At 75.1% G+C, this 21,756-nt stretch carries 18 protein-coding genes and 3 riboswitches; of the genes, 11 read left to right on the top strand and 7 right to left on the bottom strand.

What is annotated here, in order from left to right; translation table 11 throughout:
* Window positions 1-51: 51 nt before the first annotated feature.
* On the bottom strand, window positions 52-1,389 hold the full coding sequence (locus LPU43_RS27170; protein WP_229403392.1) for an aminotransferase-like domain-containing protein: 1,338 nt from the start codon (window positions 1,387-1,389) through the stop codon (window positions 52-54).
* A gap of 86 nt (window positions 1,390-1,475) precedes the next feature.
* Between LPU43_RS27170 and LPU43_RS27165 the strand changes: the two genes are divergently transcribed.
* Window positions 1,476-2,111, top strand: coding sequence for a DJ-1/PfpI family protein (locus LPU43_RS27165; RefSeq protein ID WP_229403391.1), 636 nt, complete (start codon window positions 1,476-1,478; stop codon window positions 2,109-2,111).
* An 86-nt stretch (window positions 2,112-2,197) separates the two neighbouring features.
* A complete protein-coding gene (locus tag LPU43_RS27160) occupies window positions 2,198-2,827 on the top strand; it encodes an FMN-binding negative transcriptional regulator (RefSeq protein WP_229403390.1) in 630 nt (209 codons plus the stop codon).
* Window positions 2,828-2,908: 81 nt separating this feature from the next.
* On the opposite strand, the gene cobF is transcribed toward LPU43_RS27160, so the two are convergent.
* From cobF to LPU43_RS27145, 3 genes are read right to left on the bottom strand one after another with little or no spacing between them, the layout of a single operon-like run.
* A complete protein-coding gene (gene cobF / locus LPU43_RS27155; protein WP_229403389.1) occupies window positions 2,909-3,667 on the bottom strand; it encodes a precorrin-6A synthase (deacetylating) in 759 nt (252 codons plus the stop codon).
* The gene (gene cobN, locus LPU43_RS27150; RefSeq protein ID WP_229403388.1) at window positions 3,664-7,263 is read right to left on the bottom strand and encodes a cobaltochelatase subunit CobN; all 3,600 of its coding nucleotides are present in this window, start codon (window positions 7,261-7,263) and stop codon (window positions 3,664-3,666) included. Before cobN ends, cobF begins: the two co-directional genes overlap by 4 nt.
* Window positions 7,260-7,913 (bottom strand): (2Fe-2S) ferredoxin domain-containing protein, encoded by a 654-nt coding sequence (locus tag LPU43_RS27145; RefSeq protein ID WP_229403387.1) that lies wholly within the window; start codon window positions 7,911-7,913, stop codon window positions 7,260-7,262. Before LPU43_RS27145 ends, cobN begins: the two co-directional genes overlap by 4 nt.
* Window positions 7,914-8,038: 125 nt before the next feature.
* Window positions 8,039-8,217: riboswitch (cobalamin riboswitch) on the bottom strand.
* Between the two features lie 47 nt (window positions 8,218-8,264).
* Between LPU43_RS27145 and LPU43_RS27140 the strand changes: the two genes are divergently transcribed.
* The 3 genes from LPU43_RS27140 to LPU43_RS27130 are packed head-to-tail and all read left to right on the top strand — an operon-like array spanning window position 8,265 to window position 11,304.
* On the top strand, window positions 8,265-9,143 hold the full coding sequence (locus tag LPU43_RS27140; protein ID WP_229403386.1) for a ferredoxin-like domain-containing protein: 879 nt from the start codon (window positions 8,265-8,267) through the stop codon (window positions 9,141-9,143).
* Window positions 9,140-9,805 (top strand): precorrin-8X methylmutase, encoded by a 666-nt coding sequence (locus tag LPU43_RS27135; RefSeq protein ID WP_229403385.1) that lies wholly within the window; start codon window positions 9,140-9,142, stop codon window positions 9,803-9,805. Before LPU43_RS27140 ends, LPU43_RS27135 begins: the two co-directional genes overlap by 4 nt.
* On the top strand, window positions 9,802-11,304 hold the full coding sequence (locus LPU43_RS27130; RefSeq protein WP_229403384.1) for a precorrin-2 C(20)-methyltransferase: 1,503 nt from the start codon (window positions 9,802-9,804) through the stop codon (window positions 11,302-11,304). Before LPU43_RS27135 ends, LPU43_RS27130 begins: the two co-directional genes overlap by 4 nt.
* Here the strand turns inward: LPU43_RS27130 and cobM are convergent, their stop codons facing one another.
* Together cobM and cbiE are read right to left on the bottom strand one after the other, a co-directional pair.
* Window positions 11,305-12,060, bottom strand: coding sequence for a precorrin-4 C(11)-methyltransferase (gene cobM, locus LPU43_RS27125; protein ID WP_229403383.1), 756 nt, complete (start codon window positions 12,058-12,060; stop codon window positions 11,305-11,307).
* The gene (cbiE, locus tag LPU43_RS27120) at window positions 12,057-13,265 is read right to left on the bottom strand and encodes a precorrin-6y C5,15-methyltransferase (decarboxylating) subunit CbiE (protein WP_229403382.1); all 1,209 of its coding nucleotides are present in this window, start codon (window positions 13,263-13,265) and stop codon (window positions 12,057-12,059) included. The genes cobM and cbiE overlap by 4 nt, the downstream gene beginning before the upstream one ends.
* Before the next feature lie 68 nt (window positions 13,266-13,333).
* Window positions 13,334-13,478, top strand: a riboswitch (cobalamin riboswitch).
* 46 nt (window positions 13,479-13,524) lie between these two features.
* Here cbiE and LPU43_RS27115 point away from each other — a divergent pair.
* The 6 genes from LPU43_RS27115 (at window position 13,525) to LPU43_RS27085 (ending at window position 20,796) form a co-directional block, all read left to right on the top strand.
* A complete protein-coding gene (locus LPU43_RS27115; RefSeq protein WP_229403381.1) occupies window positions 13,525-15,507 on the top strand; it encodes a VWA domain-containing protein in 1,983 nt (660 codons plus the stop codon).
* Window positions 15,507-16,121, top strand: coding sequence for a cob(I)yrinic acid a,c-diamide adenosyltransferase (gene cobO, locus LPU43_RS27110; RefSeq protein ID WP_229403380.1), 615 nt, complete (start codon window positions 15,507-15,509; stop codon window positions 16,119-16,121). The genes LPU43_RS27115 and cobO overlap by 1 nt, the downstream gene beginning before the upstream one ends.
* Window positions 16,115-18,538: a bifunctional hydrogenobyrinic acid a,c-diamide synthase/histidinol phosphate aminotransferase CobBC gene (gene cobBC / locus LPU43_RS29080; RefSeq protein ID WP_505846389.1), complete on the top strand. Its 2,424-nt coding sequence runs from the start codon at window positions 16,115-16,117 to the stop codon at window positions 18,536-18,538. Before cobO ends, cobBC begins: the two co-directional genes overlap by 7 nt.
* Window positions 18,529-19,581, top strand: a complete 1,053-nt coding sequence (cobA, locus tag LPU43_RS27095; protein WP_229403379.1) for a uroporphyrinogen-III C-methyltransferase — start codon at window positions 18,529-18,531, stop codon at window positions 19,579-19,581. Before cobBC ends, cobA begins: the two co-directional genes overlap by 10 nt.
* A riboswitch (adenosylcobalamin (AdoCbl) riboswitch) is annotated at window positions 19,573-19,656 on the top strand. It overlaps the preceding gene by 9 nt.
* 41 nt (window positions 19,657-19,697) lie before the next feature.
* Complete coding sequence (locus LPU43_RS27090) at window positions 19,698-19,907, top strand: CbtB domain-containing protein (protein ID WP_229403378.1); 210 nt, start codon at window positions 19,698-19,700, stop codon at window positions 19,905-19,907.
* 103 nt (window positions 19,908-20,010) lie between these two features.
* Complete coding sequence (locus tag LPU43_RS27085) at window positions 20,011-20,796, top strand: CbtA family protein (RefSeq protein ID WP_229403377.1); 786 nt, start codon at window positions 20,011-20,013, stop codon at window positions 20,794-20,796.
* 27 nt (window positions 20,797-20,823) lie between these two features.
* Here LPU43_RS27085 and LPU43_RS27080 read toward each other — a convergent pair whose 3' ends face one another.
* Window positions 20,824-21,564, bottom strand: a complete 741-nt coding sequence (locus LPU43_RS27080) for a cobalt-precorrin-6A reductase (RefSeq protein ID WP_229403376.1) — start codon at window positions 21,562-21,564, stop codon at window positions 20,824-20,826.
* Window positions 21,565-21,756 lie beyond the last annotated feature (192 nt).

The raw sequence follows: 21,756 nt of genomic DNA, 5'->3' as shown, positions 1-21,756 counted from the left end.
TCAGGGCGCTTCTTGATCGTGGCCTGACGGCCGGTCGTGCCCGACGCCGCTTCACCGCGAGGCGTCGAGTTCGACCGCGCGCGCGACGGCAGCCACGGTTGCTCCGAGGTTGCCCGGGTCAGTGGAGCCGAGGGCGAGCCGGATGGCCTGTGGTAGGTGGCCGGTGGTGGCAAAGGGTTCGGCGGTGGAGACGGAGATCCGCTGGTCGGCGAGCGTGGCGGCGATCCGGTCCGCTCGCGCGTCCTCGGGCAACGGCAGCCAGATGAAGTAGGACGCCGGGTGGCTGACGTGGCGCAGTGGGTACAGCGCGTCGCGGGCGACTGCCTGGCGTCGCGTCGCGTCGTCGCGCTTGTGGGCCTCGAGCCGGTCGATGGTGCCGTCGGCCAGCCAGCGGCAGGCGATGGCGGCCGTGAGCGCGGGGGTGTTCCAGGTGGTGGCGCGGATGGCTCTTTCGAGAGCCGGCACGAGCGCGCCGGGTGCCGACAGGTAGCCGATGCGCAGGCCGGTCGCGACGCTCTTGGACAGGCCGGAGACGTGCACGGTGAGGTCGGGGGCGAGGGCCGCCAGCGGCGGCGGGGCCGGCTCGGCGAGGTAGGCGTAGGAGGCGTCCTCGATGAGCAGTTGCCCGTACCGGCCGGCGATGTCGACCAGGCGGGCGCGGCCGGGTTCGTCGAGCACTGCGCCGAGCGGGTTGTGCAGCGTCGGCATGGTGTAGATCGCGCGGACCGGTCGCGCGGCGCAGAGGCGTTCGAGCGCGTCGAGGTCGGCGCCGACGGCGGTGACGGGCACCGGGGCGAGGTCGAGGTGCAACGTGTGGGCGAGCACCTTGAACCCGGGATAGGTGAGCGCGTCGACGGCGACGACGTCGCCGGGCCTGAGGGTGGCCATCATGGTGACGGCCAGGCCGTGCTGGGCGCCGTTGACGACCAGTACCCGCTCCGCGGTGGTCGGGACGCCGCGGCGGGACAGGTGCGCGGCGACGGCGGCGCGGTCCTGCGGGCGGCCCGCGTGGGGCTGGTAGCGCAGCAGGGCGTCGATGTCACCGGATCCGGCGATGTCGCGCAGCGCCTGTCGCAGCAGGTCGGCCTGTCCGGGCAGCGACGGATAGTTGAAGTTCAGGTCGATGACGTCTCCGGCGACGGCTTGCTGGTCGATGCCGTACCCGGCCGGCAGCGCGAGGTCGCGTACGAACGTCCCCCGGCCCTGCTCCCGGCTGACGAGTCCGGCGGCCTCCAGTTCGGCGTAGACGCGGGTCGCGGTCACGACGGCGATGTGCTCACGCGCGGCGAGGTCGCGGTGGGTCGGCAACCTCGTTCCGGCCGGTAGCCGCCCGGACCGGATGTCGGCGGCCAGCGAGTCGACCAGGGGCTTGTAGCGGGGCGCGGGCACCCGCCGATTGTATGCATGACAATTTCTGGACTGTCTTGCCTGCGGCTTCGTAGCGTCGGGGTCCACGGATCGAAGGGACCCCCGTCGTGCACATCGCCATTCTCACCTTCGAGGGCTACAACGAGCTGGACTCGCTGATCGCGCTCGGCGTGCTGAACCGCATCAGGGACGACGACTGGCGCGTCACGATCGCCACGCCCACCCCGAAGGTGACCTCGATGAACGGTGTCGTCATCGCGCAGATGTCCACCCTCGAGGAGGCGTGCGAGGCCGACGCGGTCATCGTCGGCAGCGGTGTCGCCACCCGTGAGGTCGTCGAGGACCGGGCGATCATGGGGGTGCTGCGACGCCTGGACCCGTCGCGCCAACTCGTCGCCGCACAGTGCTCCGGCGCGCTGGTGCTGGCCAGGCTGGGCCTGCTCGCCGACGTCCCGGCCTGCACCGACCTGACCACGAAGCCGTGGGTGATCGCCGCCGGTGTCGAGGTGCTCCACCAGCCGTTCTTCGCCAAGGGCAACGTCGCCACCGCGGGCGGCTGCCTGGCCTCGCACTACCTCGCCGCCTGGCTCATCACGCGGCTGCGGGGCGCGGAGGCCGCCGACGGCGCGTTGCACTACGTCGCGCCCGTCGGTGAGAAGGAGGAGTACGTCGAGCGGGCCTGGCGCAACATCGCGCCGTACCTGCCCGCCCAGGAACCCTCCCCGGAGCCGGCCCTGGTCTAGGGGCCCCGACCGCCCCTTCGCCGCGCAGGCCGAACGGCCAGCGCGCGGCGCGACTGTCGAGCGTCGAAGCGCAAGCCGGGAGCAGCATGTTCATTCCCCACTCGTTCACCGCCACCGAGTCCGACGTCGAGGAGCTCCTCGTCCATCACGGCGCGGCCGACCTGATCACCGCGACGAGCAACGGCCTCGAAGCCACGACGTTGCCGTTCGTCCACGACCCCGACGCGGGTGAACGCGGTGCCCTGCTCGGCCACATGGCCCGGCTCAACGAGCACTGGCAGCGCCCGCCCGTCGGCGAGGCCATGGCGATCGTGCGCGGCCCGGACACCTACGTCACGCCGTCCTGGTACGCGTCGAAGGCCGAGCACGGTCGCGTCGTGCCGACGTGGAACTACGTCACGGCCCACGTCTACGGACGACTGGTCGTGCACGACGACGCCGACTGGGTCGCCGACGTGGTGCGGCGGTTGACCGCCAAGCACGAGAGCCACCGCGCCGACGCGTGGTCGGTCGACGACGCCCCCGCGACGTTCATCACCGGGCAGCTACGCGCCGTCGTCGGCGTCGAGCTGCGCATCACCCGCATCGAGGCCAAGGCGAAGCTGAGCCAGAACAAGCCGCCGGCAGACGTCGAAGGCGTCATCGCCGGCCTGACGGCCCGGGGCGACACCCGCTCCGCCGACGCCGTACGGGCAGCGGCGAACCGCCGCCGGTGAGCGCACCCCACCTCGCCCCGGTGGCCCGAAGCGCGCCGGGGCCACCGGGCGCAGGGCGGTGCCCGGCCACTCCCCCGTATCTCAGTGCCGACGCAGCAGGTACGTGTCCATCACCCACCCGCGCCCCTGCTTCACCTCCGCGCGGCGGGACCAGATCGCGTCGGCGACCTCGTCGAGGCGGCCGGCCACCAGTTGCTCGTCGGCCGAGCCGAGGTTGGCGCCCCACCAGATCCACCAGGCCGAGGGCTCGGGCAGCCGGCGGCAGGTCAACGCCCCGTCCAGCATGACGACGAGGTTGTCGCCGTCCGCCGCGTCCTCGAGCAGACGCCGGCCGGTCGTGATCGTGATCGGGCCACCGATCGCGTTGAGCACGAGTCGGTGCCGGGCCGCGAGCAACTGGACGCTGCTGAGACCGGGCACCACCTCCACGGCGACGTCGACGCGCCCGCGCTCGACGATGCGCTCCGCCAGCCGGATCGCCGAGTCGTACAGGGCCGGGTCGCCCCACACGAGCACCGCCGCGTCCCCCGGGTTGTCCAGCAGCACCTGCTCGTAGACCTGCGCCCGCGCCTCGTGCCAGTCGCGCACCGCCCCGGCGTAGTCGGCCGGGTCGGCGCGGTCCCGCTCGGGGTCGGGGACGTGGACGAGCCGCCACCCGCCCGCGACGTGCCGCCGGCAGATCGCCTCGCGCATCGCGATGAGGTCGGCCGTGCCCGGGTGCTGACCGGTCTTGTCGGCGACGAGGAGGTAGGCGACCTCGTTGAGCACGCGGGCGGCCTGGGCCGTCACCAGCTCGGGATCGCCCGGGCCCAGCCCGACGAGCGCGAGGCGTCGTGTCACGCGTCGTCCTCCAGGTCGCCCTCGACCTCCAGGTACACCCGCGCCATCTCCGCCATGACCTCGGTGTCCGGCTCGGACCAGAGCCCCCGGTCGGCGGCCTCCTTCAGCCGTTCCACGATGCCGCGCAGCGCCCAGGGGTTCGCCCGGCGCATGAACTCCTGGTTCGTCTCGTCGAGGACGTACTCGCGGGCCAGCGACTCGTACATCCAGTCCTGGACGACGCCGGCGGTCGCGTCGAAGCCGAACAGGTAGTCCACGGTCGCGGCGAGCTCGAACGCGCCCTTGTACCCGTGGCGCTGCATCGCCGCGATCCAGCGCGGGTTGACCACGCGTGAGCGGAAGACGCGGTGGGTCTCCTCCTGCAGCGTGCGGGTGCGCACGGCGTCCGGCGTGGTCGAGTCCCCGACGTACGCCTTCGGCTCGGCGCCGGTCAGCGCGCGGACCGTGGCGATCATGCCGCCGTGGTACTGGAAGTAGTCGTCGGAGTCGGCGATGTCGTGCTCGCGCGAGTCGATGTTCTTCGCCGCGACGGCGATGCGCCGGTAGCTGGTGCGCATGTCGTCGGTGGCGGCGACGCCGTCGAGCCCGCGGCCGTACGCGAAGCCGCCCCACGCGGTGTAGACCGCGGCCAGGTCGGCGTCGTCGCGCCACGTGCCGGACTCGACGACCTGGAGGATGCCGGCACCGTACGAGCCCGGCTTCGAGCCGAAGATGCGGGTGGTGGCCCGCCGCAGGTCGCCGTGCTCGGCGAGGTCCTCGCGGGTGTGCGCGCGGACGAAGTTCAGCTCGTCGGGCTCGTCCAGCGCGGCGACGATCCGCACGGCGTCGTCGAGGATCTCGATGACGTGCGGGAAGGCGTCGCGGAAGAAGCCCGAGATGCGCACGGTCACGTCGATGCGCGGCCGGCCCAGCTCGTCGAGGTCGACCACCTCCAGGCCGTTGACGCGTCGCGAGGCCGGATCCCAGGTCGGGCGCACGCCCAGCAGCGCGAGCACCTCGGCGACGTCGTCGCCGGACGTGCGCATGGCGGACGTCCCCCACACCGACAGGCCGACCGAGCGCGGGTGCGCGCCGGTCTCGGCGAGGTGCCGGGCGACGAGCGACTCGGCCATGGCCTGTCCGGTCTCCCACGCGAGGCGCGACGGGACGGCACGGGGGTCGACGGTGTAGAAGTTGCGGCCGGTCGGCAGGACGTTGACCAGTCCGCGCAGCGGGGAGCCGGACGGCCCGGCCTCGACGAAGCCGCCGGCGAGCGCGTGCAGGACGTTGGTCAGCTCGTCGGTGGTGGCGGCCAGGCGCGGGACGACCTGCTCGGCGGCGAACCGCAGGACGTCGCGCACGACCGGGTCGCCGTGCAGCGCGTCGATCGCGTCGACGGCCCAGCCGGCCTTCTCCATCGCCTCGACCAGGGCGCGGGCCTGCCCCTCCACGGCGTCGACCGCGGAGAGCGGGGCGTCCTCCGCGAGCCCCAGGGCGGCACGCAGGCCGGGCAGGGCGCGGTTCCGGCCGCCCCACACCTGGGCGGCCCGGAGCACGGCGAGCACGAGGTTGACCCGCGCCTGCCCCGTCGGCGCCTGGCCCAGCACGTGCAGCCCGTCGCGGATCTGGACGTCCTTGATCTCGCACAGCCAGCCGTCGACGTGCAGCAGGAAGTCGTCGAACTCCTCGTCGTCGGGTCGCTCCTCCAGACCGAGGTCGCGGTGCATCTGCGCGGACTGCATGAGCGTCCAGATCTGCTGGCGGATCGCGGGCAGCTTCGCCGGGTCCATGGCCGCGACGTTGGCGTACTCGTCGAGCAGCTGCTCGAGCCGGGCGACGTCGCCGTAGCTCTCGGCGCGCGCCATCGGCGGCACGAGGTGGTCGACGATCGTGGCGTGCGCCCGGCGCTTGGCCTGGGCGCCCTCGCCGGGGTCGTTGACGAGGAACGGGTAGATCAGCGGCAGGTTGCCGATGGCCGCGTCCGTGGCGCACGCGGCCGAGAGCGCCGCGTTCTTGCCCGGCAGCCACTCCAGCGAGCCGTGCTTGCCCAGGTGCACGACCGCGTCGGCGCCGAAGCCGTGCTCGAGCCAGCGGTACGCCGCCAGGTAGTGGTGCGACGGTGGCAGGTCGGGGTCGTGGTAGATCGCGACCGGATTCTCGCCGAAGCCGCGCGGCGGCTGGATGAGGATGACGACGTTGCCCGCCCGCAGGGTGGCCAGCACGATGTCACCGGCGTCGTCGACGAAGAGCGAGCCGGGGGCCTCGCCCCAGGTCCCGACCATGGCGGCACGGAGTTCGTCCGGCAGGTGGGCGGTCCAGCGCAGGTAGTCGTCGCGGGCGATGCGCACGTGCGACCGGCTGAGCTGGGCCTGCGTGAGCCACTCCTCGTCCTGGCCACCGGCCTCGATCAGCGCGTGGATGAGCGCGTTGCCGGCCGTCGTGTCCGGGTCCTCCCCCTCGACCGGCGGGAGCGGGTCGAGCCCGGGGATCTCGCCGGGCCCGCCCAGGTCGTAGCCGGCGTCGCGCATCGCGCGCAGCAGCCGGATCGCCGACACGGGCGTGTCGAGGCCGACAGCGTTGCCGATGCGGCTGTGCTTGGTCGGGTAGGCCGACAGGACGAGGGCGACCTTGCGCTCGGCCGGTGGAACGTGTCGGAGCCGCGCGTGGTTCACCGCGATGCCCGCGACGCGGGCGCACCGCTCGGCGTCGGTCTGGTAGCGCGGCAGACCGTCGGCGTCGATCTCCTTGAACGAGAACGGAACGGTGATGAGCCGGCCGTCGAACTCGGGGATGGCGATCTGGGTCGCGGAGTCGAGCGGGGTGACGCCGTCGTCGGACGCCTCCCACTCGGCCCTGCTGGACGTGAGCGCCAGCGCCTGCAGCACGGGGACGTCCAGGGCGCGCAGCCGCTCTACGTCCCAGGACTCGTCGTCGCCGCCGGCCCCGGCGGTGGCGGGCCTGGAGCCACCGGCGGCGAGGACGGTGACGACGAGCGCGCCGAGCGTGGCGAGCTCGGTGAACAGCTCGTCGGGCGCCGCCCGCAGCGAGGAGACGAAGATCGGCACGCCGACCGCCCTGCCGGTCGCGTCGATCGCGTCGGCGAGTTCGCGCGCGAACGCGTTGTTGCCGCTCACCTCGTGCGCCCGGTAGTACAGGACACCGACCCGGGGCAGATCGCTCGCCGCCGCCTGCCGGCTCACTCCCCACTCGGGCAGGACGGCCGGCGGCTCGAAGCCCTCGCCGGTCAGCAGCACCGTGTCGGAGAGGAAGGCGTGCAGCTGGCGCAGGTTCTCCGCGCCGCCCTCGGCGAGGTAGCGGTGCGCCTCGGCGCAGACGCCGATCGGCACGGTCGACAGCTCCATGAGCGCGGCGTTCGGCGTCCGCTCCCCGCCGAGGACGACCAGGGGACGGCCGGCGTCGCGCACGAGGGCGGCGACGTCCCGCACGTCCTCCGGCGAACCGAGCACGCGCAGCACGACCAGGTCCGCCTCGGCGGTCAGGGCGTCGCGGCGCTCGTCGGTGACCCGGGCAGGGTTGGCCCAGGTGTAGTCCGAGCCGCTGGCGCGCGCCGACAACAGGTCGGTGTCCGACGTCGACATGAGAGCGATGCGGGTCATGCTTCTCCTTCGGTGGCGGCGGGCCGGGAGCCGAGGCGCAGGTCGTCGACCGGGCGGCCGGCGCGCAGGTGCTCGCCGACGAGCCGTGCCGCGTCGCCGGGCCGCACCGGCCCGTACCAGGTGCCGTCGGGGTGGACGACGGCCACGGGGCCGTGGTTGCACGGGAACAGGCACCCGGTCTGCGCCATGAGGACGTCGGAGTCGGTGAGCCGGTGCGCGACGAGCGCGCCGACGAGCGCGCGGTAGGTCTCGTCCGCGCCCCGCGCGCTGCAACGCGGGCCGCGGCACAGCAGCAGATGGTGCCGGTACGGCGGGGGCGCGTCCCAGGCCGGTGACGACAGCGGCGCCTCGCGACCGGTGATGGTCCGCTCCCCGAACCGGATGACCGGCGGGTCGATCTGCTGGCGGTGCCAGTGGCCGGCGACGCGTCCCACCCACGAGCGCGCGTAGGTCAGGTCGTCGGTGCTCACCGGCTCGAGGCGGACCTCTCGGACGCCGTCGGCGTGCAGCAGGTCGAGCACGTGGGTGAGCGTCGGCTCGCCGCCCTGCAGGAAGGCCAGGCGGGCGCCGGCGGTCTCGGCCTCCCGGCGCAACACCGCCGGTCGGGCGGCGTCCGGCAGCGCGGTCGCGACGTGCACGAGGACGCTCACAGGTCAGGAGCGGACGAGCCGGGCGTGGGGATAGGAGCCGATCAGCTGCGAGCGGGGCTGACGAGACACGACGGTCTTCCTTCGTCCGGAGGCCTGTGCGCGAGGCCTGGCTGGGCAGGTGTCGCAGACGGGGTCTGCGGCCAGCAGGTCTTCGGACTCGGGATCGACCGGACGGAGCGCCTTCCCAGACCGTCGGCCCAGTGGCGTCGTGCTCCGCCCGTCACCCTCACCGCTGCGCGTCAGTCCCGGACTCTCACCGGGTTCCCTGGCTCATTGCTGAGTGTGGCTGGCACGACGAACGTAGCACCGCCGACCGACAATGTCCGCGACGGGTTCTGGCACGATGGCGCCGTGACCCGGAGGACCCGCCGCGATCTGTGCCCCGGCCTGCTGCGCCCCTGGATCGCCGACGACGGCGCGCTCGTCCGGCTGCGCGTCCCCGGTGGCGCCGTGCCGGCCGAGGCGCTCGGCGCGCTCGTCCGGGTGGCGGGCAGGTACGGCGACGGCACGGTCCACCTGACCAGCCGCGCCAACCTCCAGGTGCGCGGCATCGCGCACGACCACGGGCGCCTGCCGGACGCGGTCGTGGACGCGATCACGGCTACGGGGCTGGTGCCGTCGACGTCGCACGAGCGGGTGCGCAACATCCTCGCCTCACCACTCACCGGGCGCAGCGGTGGCCGCGCCGACCTGCGGCCGGTCGTCGCCGGCCTCGACGCCCGGCTGTGCGCGGAGCCCCGGCTGGCCGCGCTGGCCGGCCGGTTCCTGTTCGTGCTCGACGACGGCCGCGGCGACCTGGTCGAGCGCGACCTGGACCTCGGTCTCGTGGCGCTCGACGCGGGCACCGCGCAGCTACGCGCCGGAACGTCGGCGTGGGGGCCGGTCGTCCGGCTGGACGAGGCCCCCACCGCGCTGACGGCACTCGCCGTGCGGTTCGTCGAGCTCGCCGGCGGCGAGCCGGGTTCCCCCTGGCACGTCGACGAGCTGCCCGGCTCCGGCGCGGCGGTGCTCGGCGAAGAGCACGAGCGTGCCGCGCCGACCCGGGTGGGCGCGCCGCCACCCCCGCTTGGCAGGATCACGCAGGACGACGGCCGCGTCGCGCTGCACCTCGCGGTCCCCGACGGCCGGGTGGACGCCCGCCTCATGGCCGAGGTCCGCGCCCTCGGTGCCGGCGACCTCGTCGTCACGCCACGGCGCACCCTGCTCGTCCCCGATCTGGAGAACGCATGACTCTCGCCCCACCGAAGCGCCGCTACGACTACGTCACCGACGGCGCGGCGATCTACGCCGACTCGTTCGCGACCATCCGGGCCGAGGCCGACCTGTCGCGCGTCCCCGCCGACGCCGAGAAGGTCGCGGTGCGGATGATCCACGCGTGCGGGCAGACCGACCTGACGCGGGACCTGGTGATCCACCCCCGCCTCGTGACGGCGGCCCGGGCGGCGCTGGAGGCGGGAGCGCCGATCCTGACCGACGCGCACATGGTCGCCGCCGGCGTCACCCGCGCCCGGCTGCCCCGCGACAACGAGGTCCGCTGCTTCCTGCGCGAGCCCGAGGTCCCGGCGCTCGCCCGCGAGTGGGGCACGACCCGGTCGGCGGCGGCGGTGTCCCTGTGGGCCGAGCACGTCGGGGGTGCCGTCGTCGCGTTCGGCAACGCCCCCACGGCCCTGTTCCACCTGTTGGAGATGCTGCGTGACGGCGCCCCGCGTCCGGCCGCGATCATCGGCACGCCGGTGGGTTTCATCGGTGCGGCCGAGTCCAAGCAGGCGCTCGTCGACCTCGCCGCCGACGCGCCCGGGCTCGACGTGCCCTACCTCGTGGTGACCGGGCGGCGCGGCGGCTCGGCGCTGGCTGCCTCGGCGCTCAACGCCCTGGCGCGGGAGGCGGAGTGAGCGGGCGGCTGTTCGGGGTCGGCGTCGGCCCGGGGGATCCCGAGCTCGTCACGCTGAAGGCCGCCCGGCTGATCGGCGCGGCGGACGTCGTCGCCTACCACCGGGGCGTCGGCAAGCAGTCCAACGCGCGCCGCATCGCCGCCGACCTGCTTCCGGACGGCGTGATCGAGGAGGCCCTCGTCTACCCGGTGACGACGGAGACCACCGACCACCCGGGCGGGTACGCCGGCGCGATGGCGGACTTCTACGCCGAGTGCGGCGAGCGGCTCCGCGCGCACCTCGAAGCGGGCCGGGACGTCGTCGTGCTGGCCGAGGGCGACCCGATGCTCTACGGCTCGTTCATGTACCTGCACGACCGGCTCGCGGACGACTTCGAGACGCAGGTCGTCGCAGGCGTGCCCGCCTTCGCCGCCGCCACGGCCGCGACCGCCCTGCCCCTGGTCCGGCAGACCGACGTGCTGACCGTGCTGCCCGGCACGCTTCCCGAGCCGGAGCTGGCCCGCCGCCTCGCCGACACCGACGGCGCCGTGATCATGAAGCTCGGCCGCACGTTCGCCAAGGTCCGCTCGGCGCTCGAGCAGGCCGGACGCGTCGAGGGGTCCTGGTACGTCGAGCGGGCGTCGATGGACGCCGAGCGGGTGCTCCCGGTCGCCGACGTGGAGCCCGAGACGGTGCCGTACTTCTCGATCGTCCTGGTCCCCGGCGACACCCGTCCCGGTGTGGCCCGCTACGACCGCCCGGTGGGCGAGGCCGCCGAGCCCGTCGCCGGTGCCGAGGTCGTCGTCGTGGGCCTCGGTCCCGGTCCCGACCGGTGGCTCTCCCCCGAGGCGTCCCAGGTGCTCGCCGAGGTCGGCCACGTCGTCGGCTACGGGCCGTACGTCCAGCGCGTGCCGCAGCGCCCGGGCCTGACGCGTCACCCGTCCGGCAACACGGTGGAGGTGGACCGGGCCCGCGAGGCGCTCGAACTGGCGCTCGCCGGTGAGCGCGTCGCGGTCGTCTCCGGCGGCGACGCGGGCATCTTCGGCATGGCGTCGGCGGTGTTCGAGGCCGCCGAGGACCCGCGCTACGCCGACGTCGCCGTGCGCGTCGTGCCCGGAATCTCCGCCGTCCAGGCGGTCGCGGCGCGGGCCGGCGCCCCCATCGGCGCCGACTTCGCGGTGCTGAGCCTGTCGGACCGGCTCAAGCCCTGGGACGTCGTGGTGCGGCGGCTACGCGCCGTCGCCGAGGCGGACCTCGTGCTGGCCCTCTACAACCCACGGTCGCGCTCGCGCACGGAGCAGGTCGCGCAGGCCCGGGCGGTGCTGCTGGAGCGCAAGCCGCCCGAGACCGTCGTCATCGTGGGGCGCGACGTCGGCCGCGCCGGGGAGAGCCTCACCGTCACGACGCTGGGCGAGCTCGACCCGGAGACCGTCGACATGAAGTGCCTGCTGCTCGTCGGCGCCTCGTCGACACGGGTCACGGCGGCCGGCCGCGTCTGGAGCCCGCGCTTCGTCGCCTAGTCAGCCCCGGGCGCGGCGTTCGCGGCCGGCGGCGTACAGGAACGACTCGCCGCCGCGGACGTCGGGAGCCAGCGCCGGGCCGACCAGGATGACCGCGGCCTGGCGCAGCCCCGCGGCCTCGACCTGGTCGCCGATGTCGGCCAGCGTGCCGCGCAGGACGAGCTCGTCCGGCTGCGTCGCCTTGGACACGACGGCGACCGGGCACCCGTCGCCGTAGTGCCCGGCGAGTTCGGCGGCCAGCTCGCGGGTGCGGGTGACGGCCAGGTGCAGGGCCAGGGTCGCGCCGGTCGCGGCGAACGCCGCGAGCTTCTCCCCCGGCGGCATGACCGTGGAACGGGCCTGGGCGCGGGTGAGCACCACCGACTGGGCGAGCTCGGGGACGGTCAGCTCGGCGCCGAGGATCGCCGCGGCAGCCGCGTAGGCCGGCACGCCGGGGGTGACGTCCCACGGGACGTGCGCCGCGTCGAGCCGGCGCGCCTGCTCGTGCACGGCGGAGTACAGCGACGGGTCGCCCGAGCAGAGCCGCACGACCTCCAGGCCGTCGGCGTGCGCCCGCACCAGGTGGGCGGTGATCTCGTCCAGGTCGAGGTGCTGGGTGTCGATCAGCCGGGCGTCGTCGCGGCAGTGGCCGAGCACGGCGGCGTCGAGGTAGGTGCCCGCGTAGAGGCACACGTCCGCGGCCTCGAGCAGGCGCACCGCGCGCAGCGTGAGCAGGTCGGCGGCACCGGGTCCGGCCCCGACGAAATGGACGGTCATGGCTCTCCCTTGGTGACGGTCCACTGGCTGACGGCACGCGCGGGCGTCCAGCCGGTGAAGTCGCCGAGCGGCTCGGCGCGCTCGACGTGCAGGCGGACGAGTTCGCCGCCGTGGCGACGGTACCGCTCGAACAGCACCGACTCGGTCTCGGCCGTGACGCCGTGGACGACGAGCCGGCCACCGACGCCGAGCGCGTCCCAGGCCGCATCGAGCACGCCGGGGACGGTCGCTCCCCCGCCGACGAACACCGCGTCGGGGCGTTCGAGACCGGCCAGGGCGCCGGGTGCCGAGCCCTGGACGAGGCGCAGGCCCGGTACGCCGAGCGCGGCGGCGTTGCGCCGCACGAGCGCGGCGCGGTCGGCGCGGGGCTCGATCGCGATCGCCCGCGCCGTCGGCCAGGCACGCATCCACTCCACGCCGATCGCGCCGCTGCCGGCGCCGACGTCCCACAGCAGGTGGCCGGGAGCGGGCGCGAGCCGGGCCAGGGCGCTGGCCCGCACGTCGCGCTTGGTGATCTGCCCGGTGTGCGCGAACGCGTCGTCGGGCAGCACCCCGCCCGCAGCCCAGCCCGGTCCGCTGCCCCGGACCTCGACGGCCAGGACGTTCAGCCGGGGCACGTCCACGACGCTCCACGAGGCCGCGGTCGACTCGGCACGCGACTCGCATTCGGCGCCGAGGTCACCGAGCACGACCAGCCTGGACTCTCCCCAGCCGAGGCCGGTGAGCAGCGCGGCGACGGCGGCGGGCGTCGTCTCGTCGCTGGAGAGCACGAGCAGCCGCCGCCCCGGTGCGAGCGCGGGGACGACGAGGCGCACGTCGCGGCCGACCAGGCTGACCGTGGTGGCGGTCTCCGCCGGCCACCCGAGACGGGCCCGGGCGAGCGCCACGGAGGAGACGGCGGGCACGATCGTCACCCGTCGCGGCCCCAGGACGTCCAGCAGGGTCGTGCCGACGCCCGACACGAGTGGGTCGCCCGACGCCAGCACGACGACGGGCCCGCGCGCGGCACCCAGCAGGCCCGGCAGGTTCTCCCGCAGCGGCGACGGCCACGCGACGCGCTCCTGGCCGTCGACCGGCGGCACCGCACCGAGGTGCCGGGCCCCGCCGAGCAGCGTCGCCGCCCCGCGCACCAGCGCCCGGGACGGCTCCGGCAGGCCCGCCCAACCGTCGGCCCCGAGCCCCACCACGGTCACCTGCGCCTCCACGGTTGCACCCTAGCCCGCCCCCGTCCCGACGGCGGGACCGCTACCGGGGCCGGCAGGACGGCGTCTAGGGTAGTGCCCAGGTTCGAGGTGCCCCACGGCCGATGGCCACGGGGAGAATCTGGGAAGCCGGTGAGATTCCGGCACAGGGCCCGCTGCGGTGACCCAGGCACAGACCTGGGAAGTCCGAAGACCGGCCTCGATCCGAGCCGCGACGCGTCCGCGTCGTGGACGGTCATGGCAGATCGAGCGGGAGCCCTACATGCCAGCGCAGTACCCCTTTTGTGCCGTCGTCGGCTCCGACGACATGACCCTCGCCCTCACCCTGGTCACGATCGACCCGCTCATCGGCGGCGTCCTGGTGCGCGGGGAGAAGGGCACCGCCAAGACCACCACCGTGCGCGGCCTCGCCGAGGTGCTGCCGCTGGTGCGGACGTACGCGGGCGACCGGTTCTCGGTCGACCCGGACGACCCCGTGGCGCTCCGCCCCGACGGGCCCGTCGACGCGTCCACACCCGTCGTCGAGCGGCCGGTGCGGCTCGTCGAGCTGCCCGTCGGTGCGAGCGACGACCGCGTGACGGGCTCCCTCAAGCTCGACGCGGCGCTGCGCGACGGGGTCGTGGCGTTCGAGCCGGGCCTGCTCGCCCGGGCCCACCGCGGCCTGCTCTACGTCGACGAGGTCAACCTGCTCCCCGACCATCTCGTCGACCTGCTGCTCGACGCGGCGGCGACCGGCCGGGTCAGCGTGGAGCGCGACGGCGTCTCGGTCGAGCACGCCTGCCGGTTCGTGCTGATCGGCACGATGAACCCGGAGGAGGGCGAGCTGCGCCCGCAGCTACTCGACCGGTTCGGCCTGACCGTCGAGGTCGCCGCGCCGCGCGACCCCGCCCTGCGGGTGGAGGTCGTGCGTCGCCGGCTGGCGTTCGACGCCGACCCGGAGGGCTTCGCCGCGCGCTGGGCCGGCGAGCAGGACGCCCTGCGCGCGCGGCTGGCGGCGGCGCGGCGGCTCGTGCCGGACGTCGTGCTCGACGACGGAACACTCACGACCATCGCCGAGGTCTGCGCCGCCTTCGACGTCGACGGCCTGCGCGCGGATCTCGTCACCGCCCGTGCCGCCGTGGCGCACGCCGCCTGGCAGGGGCGCGCACACGTGACCCGCGAGGACGTCCGCGTCGCCGCCCGCCTCGCGTTGCCGCACCGCCGACGCCGCAACCCGTTCGACGAGCCCGGCCTGGACGCCGACCGGCTCGACGACCTGCTGGGCAACGACGACGCCGATCCCGGACCGGACGACCCCGGTGGTCCCGGCGGCGGGCCGCCGGACGGCCCGTCCCACGACGCCCACGACGCCCACGACGGAGGCTCGCCCGCGCCGGACGGCGCGCCGCAGCCGACCGGCGCCACCTCGGTCGCGTCCGCCGGCCAGCCGGCACGCGCCCGCCTGCTCGTCGTACGGGGCACCGGCGAGGGCCAGGCCGGCCGGCGGTCCCGGGCACGCACGCCCCAGGGCCGGGTCGTCGGGCAGCAGCCCGGAGCGTCCGTCGCCGGCCGCCTGCACCTGGCGGGCACCATCACCGCGGCGGCACCGCACCAGCGTTCCCGTGGCGGCCTGGCCCAGGGCCGCGGTCTCGTCTTCGCCCCGGGCGACCTGCGCCGCGCGGACATCGTCGGGCGGGAGTCGAACCTCGTCCTGCTCTGTGTCGACGCGTCCGGCTCGATGGCCGCGCGACGCCGCATGGAGCAGGTCAAGACCGCCGTGCTCTCGCTGCTGCTGGACGCCTACCGCCGTCGGGACAAGGTCGCGCTGGTGACGTTCCGCCAGCACACCGCCGACGTCGCCCTGCCGCCGACCGGGTCCGTCGAGGTCGCCTCCCGGCGTCTGGCCGACCTGCCGGCCGGCGGACGGACGCCGCTCGCCGAGGGCCTGGAGCGTTCCGCGCAGGTGCTGCGCCGCGAGGCGCTGCGCGACCCGTCCCGCCGGCCGCTGCTGGTCGTGGTGACCGACGGTCGTGCGACCTCCGGTCCGGACGCGCTCGGTCGTGCCCACCGCGCCGCGGCGCGCCTGGCCGCGTCCGGCGTGCAGGGCGTCGTGGTCGACTGCGAGACCGGACGCTTCCGGCTCGGACTCGCCGCGCGACTGGCCGGGCACCTGCGGGCCGAGCACGTGCCGCTCGGCGAGGTGACCGCCGACGGGCTCACCGGCGTCGTCCACGCGGCGACCGCGCCGCGCGAGGGGGTGGCCTGATGCCGCAGGGCAAGCCGCTGGTCGTCCCGGACGACGGCAGCACCACCCGGGCCCGGCGCAACCGGCCGCTGCTGATGGTCCACACCGGCAACGGCAAGGGGAAGTCGACCGCCGCCTTCGGCCTGGCGATGCGCGCCTGGAACCAGGGCTGGGACATCGGGATCTTCCAGTTCGTCAAGTCGGCCAAGTGGCGCATCGGCGAGCAGACGGTGTTCGAACGGCTCGCCCGCCTGCACGAGGAGACCGGCGAGGGCGGGCCCGTCGAGTGGCACAAGATGGGCTCGGGATGGTCGTGGAGCCGCAAGGGCGGCACCGAGGCGGACCACGCCGCCGACGCCGCCGAGGGCTGGGCGGAGGTGAAGCGGCGCATCCAGGCCGAGCGGCACCACCTGTACGTCCTGGACGAGTTCACCTACCCGATGCAGTGGGGCTGGGTCGACGTCGACGACGTCGTGGAGACCCTCACCAACCGCCCCGGCCGCCAGCACGTCGTCGTCACCGGCCGCCGCGCCGACCCCCGCCTCGTCGCGGCGGCCGACCTGGTGACCGAGATGCTGCACGTCAAGCACCCGATGGACGTCGGCCAGAAGGGTCAGCGAGGCATCGAGTGGTGAGGCTGCCGCGCGTACTGCTCGCGGCGCCGGCCTCCGGCCACGGCAAGACCACCGTCGCGACCGGGCTCATGGCCGCGCTGGCCGCCCGGGGGCACGCCGTCTCCGGGCACAAGGTCGGGCCCGACTACATCGACCCCGGCTACCACTCGCTGGCCACCGGGCGGCCGGGCCGCAACCTCGACCCGCACCTGACCGACCCCGCGCTCGTGGTCCCGCTGCTGCTACACGGGGCCCGGGACGCGGACGTCGCGGTCGTCGAGGGGGTCATGGGCCTGTTCGACGGCCGCATCGGCGGCGACGGGTTCGCCTCCACCGCCCACGTCGCGACGCTCACCCGGACGCCGGTCGTCCTGGTCGTGGACGTCTCGCACGCCTCGCGCAGCGTGGGGGCGGTGGTGCACGGGATGGCCACGTTCCAGCCCGGCGTCACCATCGCCGGGGTCGTGCTCAACAAGGCCGGCTCCCCACGGCACGCCGCCGAGGCGGCCCGCGCGGTCGAGTCCGCCGGCGTCGCCGTGCTGGGCATCCTGCACCGCGACCACGGTGTCAGCGCTCCGTCGCGGCACCTCGGGCTCGTCCCCGCAGCCGAGCGCGACGAGGCTGCCGCCTCGCTGGGCAGGCTGGCCGAGCAGGTCGCCCGCCACGTCGACCTCGATGCCGTGCTGGAGGTGGCGCGGACCGCGCCCGACCTCGACGGCGAGCCGTGGGACCCGGCCGCGCACGTCCGGCGCTCCGGCACCGGGTCCCCCGTCGTCGCGGTCGCGGCCGGGCGGGCGTTCACCTTCCGGTACGCCGAGACGACCGAGCTGCTGCGGGCGGCGGGCTGCACCGTCGTGCCGTTCGACCCGGCCCGGGACGAGCGGCTTCCCGCCGGGACGCGCGGTCTCTACCTCGGCGGAGGCTTCCCCGAGGTGCACGCCGCCTCGCTGAGCACCAACACGGCCCTGCGCGACGAGCTGCGTCAGGCCGTCCTCGACGGCGTCCCGACGGTGGCCGAGTGCGCCGGACTGCTGTACCTGTGCCGCTCGATCGACGGGCACCCCATGGTCGGGGCGCTCGACGCCGACGCGGTCATGACGCCCCGGCTCACCCTCGCGTACCGCCGGGCCGAACTCGGCTCGGACCAGCTCCTCGGCCCGCGCGGGACCGTCGCCACGGCGCACGAGTTCCATCGCACCACGGTCACTCCCGGGCAGGGCGGGCGTACCGCGTGGACGGTGGAGGGCGGGAACGTCGGGTTCGCGGGCCCGACGCTCAGCGCGTCCTACCTGCACGTGCACTGGGCCGGGCACCCACGCCTGGCCCAGTCGTTCGCGGACGCCGCGCACCGGGCGGACGCCGTCGCGACACCCGGTGCGCGACGGAGACCCGCCGTCGCCGCGCCACCGGTCCCCGGACCGGCCCCGGCCCCGGTGCGCCAGCACGGCGGCGTGGAGCTGCCCGCCGGCCTGCTGGACCTGACTGGCGACGGCAGCCACCTCCCCCGCCCCGAGTGGCTCGACCGGGCGCTGCACGACGCCATCGCGGCCTCCGACACCTACCCGGAGGCGACGGCGGCTCACGTCGCCACGGCGCGTCGGCACGGCCGTGACGAGGCCGAGGTCCTCGTCACGGCCGGCGTCGCCGAGGCGTTCTTCCTGCTCGCCCGAGCGCGTCCCTGGCGGCACCCGGTCGTCGTGCACCCCCAGTTCGCCGAGCCCGACGTCGCGCTCCGCGCCGCGGGCCACACCGTCACCCGTGTCCTGTGTCGACCCGAGGACGGTTTCGTCCTCGACCCCGGTGCCGTCCCCGAGGACGCGGACCTCGTCGTGGTGGACAACCCCGCCAACCCGACCGGGCGCCTGCACGCCGCCGCGACCCTGCGCGCCCTGTGCCGCCCCGGGCGCGTCGTCGTCGTGGACGAGACGTTCATGGCCTTCGTGCCGGGCGAGCCCCAGACGCTCACCGCGCACCGGCTACCCGGGCTGGTCGTGCTGCGCAGCCTGACCAAACTGTGGTCGATTCCCGGCATCCGCGCCGGTTACGTGGTGGGCGACGCCACCGTGGTCGCCGACCTGCGCGCCCAGCAACCGCCCCGGTCGGTCACCACCCCGGCGCTGCACGCCGTCGTCGCGGCCACCGGGCCGCAGGCCGAGGCCGAGGCGGGGCGCCGGGCCGCGCTGTGCGTACGGCAGCGGGGCACGCTCGTGGACGGGCTGAGCGAGCTCGGCCGCACGGTCGTGGAGTCCCACGCCCCGTTCGTCCTCGCCCGCCTGGGCGCACGCGCGCACGCGCGCCTGCGGGACGCGGGCGTGGCCGTACGCCGGACCGACACCCTCCCCTGCCTCGACGGCTCGTGGGCGCGCATCGCCGTCCGCGAGCCGACAGCCACCCGCCGTCTGCTCACCACGTTGGGACTTGCCGTCACATGGAGCTGAACGTCACCGGTCGCCGCGTGCTCGTCCTCGACGGGGGCCCGCGCGCCGTCGCCACGGTCGCCGCGCTGCTGCGTGAAGGCGCCGCCGTCACCGTCGCGGCGCCGACCGTCTGCGCCGCGCTGGAGGACCTCGCCCTCCGTCGGCGGCTGGTCTGGGCCACGCAACCCGTGGACGAGAGCCGCTTCGACGTCGTGCTGCGGGCCGTCGCGCCCCCGACGGCTGCGGCACCCGCCCGGACGGACCGGGCCGGTCACGTCACGCTGGTCGGCGCCGGCCCCGGGGACCCCGGTCTGGTCACCGTCGCCGGGCGTGCGGCCATCGAGCAGGCCGACGTGATCGTCGCCGACCGGCTCGCGCCGTGGGAGGCGCTGGCGTGGGCGCGCCCGGAGGCCGAGGTCGTCGACGTCGCGAAGATCCCCTACGGGCGGAGCACGAGCCAGGAGGAGATCAACCGCCTCCTCGTGGAGCACGCCCGCGCCGGGCGTCACGTCGTGCGGCTCAAGGGCGGCGACTCCTACGTGTTCGGTCGCGGCTTCGAGGAGGTCGTCGCGTGCGCCGACGCCGGGATCGCCACGACCGTGGTGCCCGGCGTGACGTCCAGCGTCGCGGGCCCCGAGCTCGCCGGCATTCCGGTCACCCACCGCGGCCTCGTCCAGGGCTTCACCGTCGTCTCCGGCCACGTGCCGCCCGGCCACCCCGATTCCTCGATCGACTACGCCGCCCTCGCCCGCTCCGGCACCACGCTCGTGGTGCTCATGGGCGTGCGCACCCTTCCCGCCATCGCCGAGGCGCTCATCGCGGCCGGCCTGGACGAGGGCACGCCGTGCGCGGTCGTGGCGGACGCCAGCCTGGCCAGCCAGCGGGTCGTCCGCAGCACCCTCGCCCGCGTCGTCGCCGACACCGCCGCAGCCGGCATCGGCGCCCCCGCCGTCGCCGTCATCGGCCGCGTGGCCGCGCTCGAGCCGCGTCCCGCGCAGGCAATCGCGACAGTCGCCACCCCCCGTTCCCGCTCGATACCTGCTATGGTCGTGCCACCTTGCTGAAGGAAGCCGGTGTGATTCCGGCGCAGTCGCGCTACTGTGACGCCGCTCGCGGCGAAGCCAGACCCTCCAGCCAGGCGAACATTCATCGATGGGACGCAGAATTCCCGAGGAGTGTCATGTCTCAGGCGACCACGGCCGCTCCGGCCGCCGTTCCCACCATCCCCGTGCGCGAGATCGCCCCCTGGGCGCTGTTCTTCGCGCTGCTCACCGCCGTCGTCCTGTTCTTCGTGGGCGCCGAGCAGGGAGCGTTCTCCGTCTTCGAGGGCACCGCCGTCCACGAGTTCGTGCACGACGCACGGCACGTCCTGGGCTACCCCTGCCACTGACGCTCGCGCGTCTGGCGTCCGGTCGGCCGGATTCGTCTTCCTCCCTCTCCCGGCCCCGCCGGCGGCTCGTGCTGCCTGCGGCCGGCTCTCGAACGGACCCCCGATGGCCCCTCGTACCTTCCTCGTACACGGCCTGCTGGCCGGCCTGATCGCCGGCTTCGCGGCCTTCCTCGTCGCCTACGTCGTCGCCGAGCCCCACGTCAACGCCGCCATCGCCCTGGAGGAGGCGGGCCCGGCCGAGGACGGGCACCCGCACGACGCCGCAACCGCCGGGCAACCACACAGCCACGGCGAGGAGGCCGAGGTCTCCCGCGACACGCAGTCGACCTGGGGCCTGGCGACCGGCACCGTCCTGCTGGGCGCCGTCCTCGGCGGCGCCACGGCGCTCGCTGCCGCGTTCGCTGTCGGGCGTCTGGGCAGGCTCTCCGCGCGGGCCTCCACGGCGATCGTGGTCGGCGTCGGCTTCGTCGCCACGGCGCTGGTGCCCTTCCTCAAGTACCCCGCCACGCCCCCGGCGGTGGGCTCGGGCGACACGATCCGCGAGCGGACCGCCCTGTACTTCGGCTTCTGGGCGCTGAGCCTCGTCGCGGCGATCGGCGCGGTGCTCCTGGCCCGACGGCTCCTGCCCCGGCTGGGCGCGTACGGCGCGGTGCTGGCCGGTGCCGCCGCGTACCTCGTGGTGGTCGTGATCGCCGGCGCCGCCCTGCCGACGGTCAACGAGGCCGGCGACTTCCCGGCCGACACGCTCTGGAACTTCCGCCGCTCGTCGATCGTGACCATGGCCGCGATGTGGGTCGTCCTCGGCTTCGCGCTGACCGGCCTGGTCGGGCGGGACGCGGACCGGGCCGCCGAGCGGCTGCGCCGCCGGGAGCTGGCCGCCACGCTGTGAGCCGCCCCGTCGGCTGCGCGGCTGCGGTCAGCGCGCCGGCGACGCCCGCACCCAGGCCAGCGCCGCGTCGACGTCGCCGACGACCCGCACGCCGTCCGGCGGGCCGGCCCGGCGGACGACGACCACCGGCAGCGCCCGCTCGGCCGCGACGTCGAGCTTCGCGACGGTGTGGTCGCCACCGGAGTCCTTCGTCACCAGGACGTCCGCGTCCGCCATCACCTGCCGCTCGTGGTCGAGCGTGTACGGGCCACGGCTGCGCAGCAGCAGCCAGGCGGCCGGGAGACGGATCTCCGGCTCGTCCACCACGCGCACGAGGCACGCGTGGCGGCGCAGCGGCTCGACGAAACGGTCGAGCGACTGCCGCCCGACGGTGAGGAACGGGCGTTTCCCCAGCCCCGCGGCCAGGTGGGCGGCCTCGTCGTGGTCGCCGGCCCAGTGCCAGCCGGAGGCGTCGGGCCGGCCAGCCCAGCCGGGGCGCTCCAGGCGGAGCAGCGGAACGCCGACCGCCGGGCACGCCGCGGCCGCGTTCGCGCTGATCCTCTCCGCGAAGGGGTGTGTCGCGTCGACGACGGCGTCCACCCCGGTCTCCCCCAGGTACGCCGCCAGCCCGTCGACGCCGCCGAAGCCACCGACCCGCACCTGTCCGACGGGCAGCCGGGGACGCGCGACACGTCCCGCGAGGGAGGTCACCACGTCGGCACCGTCCTCGACGAGCGCGGCTGCCAGGGCGCGGGCCTCGCCCGTTCCGCCGAGCACGAGGACCCTCACGCGCGAGGTCCGCTCACGGCGACCCTGACGCCGCGCCGCGCGAACGCCCGGCACAGGGCGGTCGTCACGAGGCTCCTGCCCGCGTCGGAGGTCGTGCCCGCCGCCATGAGCCGGGCGGTACGGCGAGCCGGTGCGTCCACCACGTCAGTATCGCTTCCCGCCTGCCCGGCGGTCCGGCGGCCCACCTCGTTG

The sequence above is a fragment of the Micromonospora okii genome (genome assembly GCF_020884795.1).
Classification (GTDB): Bacteria; Actinomycetota; Actinomycetes; order Mycobacteriales; family Micromonosporaceae; genus Micromonospora; species Micromonospora okii.
The sequence above is the reverse complement of the archived record's forward strand: the minus strand, read 5'-3'. Positions and strand labels throughout refer to the sequence as shown.